Below are 3809 nucleotides of genomic sequence, written 5' to 3' on the forward strand. Positions count from 1 at the left end.
GCGCGCAGGGGAGCAGGGCAGAGGCTTTGCTGTTGTTGCTGATGAAGTGCGCAATCTAGCCAGTAAAACGCAAAGCTCGACCGAAGAGATTTATCGTATGATTCAGTCACTACAAAAGATCTCGACGTCGTCTGTGGACATAATGCAGAAAAATAGCCAAACCGCGAAAGAGGTGGTGGATAATTCTCAACATGCGGCAACTTCGCTGCTTGAAATTTCATCCGCCATTGATTCTGTCGCGAACATGAGTGAACAGATCGCCTCCGCCGCGCAAGAGCAGTCGCATGTGTCGAAAGAGATTACGGAAAATGTCGTCGCTATTTCTGACTCAGCGGAGGAGATACACCAACTATCGCGAGGTAATCGACAAACCTTTGCGGATTTAATGTCGCTTTCAGATCAGCAAGCGAAAATCACAGAACAGTTCAAAATGTAAGGGAAAGACAATGAAGAAACTCGCACTCACATTATGTCTATGTTCTGGATTTGTGTACGCCAACTCTTCGGTTGAAGTATTACATGGTTGGTCATCCGGTGGTGAAGCGGCTGCGGTAGAAGTTCTAAAGAACAACCTACTTGAACAAGGCATCGAATGGAATGACTTAAAAATTGCCGGGGCAGCTGGCGCAAACGCGCAAAACTACCTTCGTGTTCGAGCGGCTTTTGGTAATCCACCAACAGCGGTGCAAATGGGTGGTACAAGGCTTACTGAATGGGCTTCAGAGGGAGTGATGGCCAACATTAACAGTGTTGCGCAGCAGGGTAACTGGGATCAAATCGTCCCTCCAGCACTGCAGAAGTTCTCAAAGTATGAAGGTAAATGGGTTGCCTCTCCAGTGGGTGTACATCGTACTAACTGGATATGGGCTAACAAGCAGATTTTTGATGAGCTCAATATCGCAGTGCCAAAAACATTTGATGAACTGATGGCTGCTGCAAGCCTGATTCAAGCGTTTGGCTATATTCCGTTTGCAGGTGGCGGTCAAACTTGGCAAGAAGCGACCATCTTTGACAGTGCAGTACTCAGTGCAGGAGGAATAAACTTCTATCGCAAAGCGTTTGGCGAATTGGACTACAGCAGTTTGAATAGCGTGACCATGGCTAAGGCTTTTGAACAGTTAAGGCAGTATCGCGGTTATGTTGATGCTGGCTATCCTGGGCGAGATTGGAACAATGCTACGGCTATGGTGATGCGTGGTGATGCAGCGATGCAAATTATGGGTGACTGGGCAAAAGGTGAGTTTCTCAACAATGGCAAAGTGCCAAACAAAGACTTCCTCTGTTTCCAGTATCCAGGTACGGATGGCGCTTTTGTGTTTAACTCTGACCAATTTGGAATGTTCGACGTATCTCAAGAGAAGAAAGGCGCTCAAGACAGTATGGCGAAAGCGGTTATGGACCCAGGGTTCCAAGCTAAGTTTAATCAGGTTAAAGGCTCTGTTCCGCCAAACTTAGAGGTTAGCGATGAGGGTTTTGATGCTTGTGCTAAGAAATCGATGGCCGATTTGAAGCAAGCTGTTAAGCAAGACTCAATGGTCGGCAGTATCGCTCATGGCCATATGGTATCGAGCGAAGTGCAAAGCGCAATTTATTTGGTCGTGGGGGAATTTATGAACTCCAACATGAGTGCTCAACAAGCGTCAAAAGTACTGGCAGATTCCATCGCTTTTCTTAAGTAACTCGAGGGTATTGTTCAATAAAAAAGGCATCTCCGGATGCCTTTTTGGTGAGTGTTAAATTTTTTCTTAACCAGATAAGCTTCAGACTAGATAGCTAAGTCGTCGATAACTTGATCGTCAACGAGATTGGCTAGGGTGACTTTTAGCTTAGGTGTACGTTCCATTTCTCGCTTGATGGCGAAGTTAGCCTCTTCATTGCGAGCCCAGCTACGTCTAGCGATGCCGTTGTTTACATCGAATAACAGCATGGATTGAAGTTTACGCTCGGCATCACTGCTTCCATCTAGCAGCATACCGAAGCCTCCGTTGATGACTTCTCCCCAACCTACGCCACCACCATTATGGATGGATACCCAAGTCGCGCCACGGAAGCTGTCACCAATCACATTGTGAATGGCCATGTCAGCAGTAAAGCGACTGCCGTCATAAATATTCGACGTCTCTCTAAATGGAGAGTCGGTGCCACTGACATCATGGTGATCGCGACCTAACACAACAGGGCCAATGTCGCCGCGATGAATCGCATCGTTAAAGGCTTTGGCGATCTCCATTCTACCTTGCGCATCGGCGTACAGTATTCTTGCTTGAGAGCCTACGACTAATTTGTTGGCTTTGGCATCATTGATCCAAGTAATGTTGTCTTGCATCTGTTGCTGGATCTCAGCAGGGGAGTTTTGCATGATGTTGTTTAAGACTTGCGCGGCAATTTCATCTGTTTTGTCGAGATCTTCCGGTTTACCCGAAGTACAAACCCAGCGGAATGGACCAAAACCATAGTCAAAGCACATCGGCCCCAATATATCCTGCACGTATGAAGGGTATTTAAAATCAATGCCGTTTTCTGCCATAACATCCGCGCCTGCACGTGAGGCTTCTAATAGGAAGGCATTACCATAGTCAAAGAAGTACGTTCCTTTCTCACTATGCTCGTTGACGGCAGCAGCATGGCGTCTTAATGTCGCTTGCACTTTTTCTTTGAATAGGTCCGGCTCTTCTCGAATCAATCGATTAGACTCTTCGTAGCTGATATCGACAGGGTAGTAGCCGCCAGACCAAGGGTTATGCAGTGATGTTTGGTCTGAGCCTAAATGAACAAAAATCTCTTCTTCTAAGAACGACTCCCAAACCTCAACCACATTACCAATGTAGGCAATAGAGACCACCTCTTGATTGGCTTGTGCGACTTTCACACGCTTAATCAGCTCCGGCATATTATTAATCAGTTCATCAACCCAGCCTTGCTGATGACGCTTTGTCGCAGCATTTGGGTTAACTTCGGCACAGACGGTAATACAATTGGCAATGTTACCTGCTTTGGGTTGGGCGCCGCTCATGCCACCTAAACCAGCAGTTAGGAAGATTTTGCCCTTAGCTTGTTCGCCCGGTTTAAGTACCTTACGGAACGCGTTCATCACGGTGATGGTAGTGCCATGAACAATCCCTTGAGGACCGATGTACATAAATGAACCTGCGGTCATTTGACCATATTGAGTCACGCCTAACGCATTGAATTTTTCCCAATCATCCGGCTTAGAATAGTTCGGGATCATCATGCCATTGGTGACCACTACGCGAGGCGCTTCAGGTGAAGAAGGGAAAAGCCCCATTGGATGCCCTGAGTAGAGGTGCAAGGTTTGATCGCTCTCCATCTCACTGAGGTATTTCATGGCTAACCGGTATTGTGCCCAGTTTTGAAAAACCGCGCCATTGCCACCATAAGTGATTAACTCTTCAGGGTGCTGGGCAACGGCTGGATCAAGGTTGTTGTCGATCATCAACATAATCGCGGCAGCTTGCTGACACTTTGCTGGATAGTCGGTGATTGCGCGTGCTTTCATTAAGTAACTTGGCTTAAAGCGATACATGTATATGCGGCCAAAGTCATTTAGCTCTTGCGCAAATTCCTGTGCCAGCTCTTGATGCCAGGCTTTTGGAAAATATCTAAGGGCATTGCGAATCGCGAGTTGCTTCTCTTCTTTACTGAGAATATCTTTACGCTTTGGCGCACGGTTAACGTTCGCCGGATAGGGTTTCGCTGGTGGCAGTTGCTCAGGAATGCCCTGTTTAATTTGTTCTTGAAAGCTAAGTTCAACAGTCATCGTTTTCTCCAAAATTAAGCGTCAAAACTCA

3 protein-coding genes are annotated in these 3809 nt (G+C 46.8%); 2 read left to right on the forward strand and 1 reads right to left on the reverse strand.

All coding sequences use genetic code 11. The features are described 5' to 3' along the window. On the forward strand, window positions 1–436 hold a 436-nt coding region (locus tag QTO00_RS16210), incomplete at its 5' end, for a methyl-accepting chemotaxis protein (RefSeq protein WP_331425717.1). A gap of 10 nt (window positions 437–446) precedes the next feature. Further along, complete coding sequence (locus QTO00_RS16215; RefSeq protein WP_331425718.1) at window positions 447–1679, forward strand: ABC transporter substrate-binding protein; 1233 nt, start codon at window positions 447–449, stop codon at window positions 1677–1679. Window positions 1680–1765: 86 nt separating this feature from the next. Here QTO00_RS16215 and QTO00_RS16220 read toward each other — a convergent pair whose 3' ends face one another. Next, a complete protein-coding gene (locus QTO00_RS16220) occupies window positions 1766–3778 on the reverse strand; it encodes a urocanate hydratase (protein ID WP_331425719.1) in 2013 nt (670 codons plus the stop codon). Window positions 3779–3809: the final 31 nt, after the last annotated feature.

The sequence above is a fragment of the Vibrio sp. M260118 genome (assembly GCF_036533755.1).
Taxonomy (GTDB): Bacteria; Pseudomonadota; Gammaproteobacteria; order Enterobacterales; family Vibrionaceae; genus Vibrio.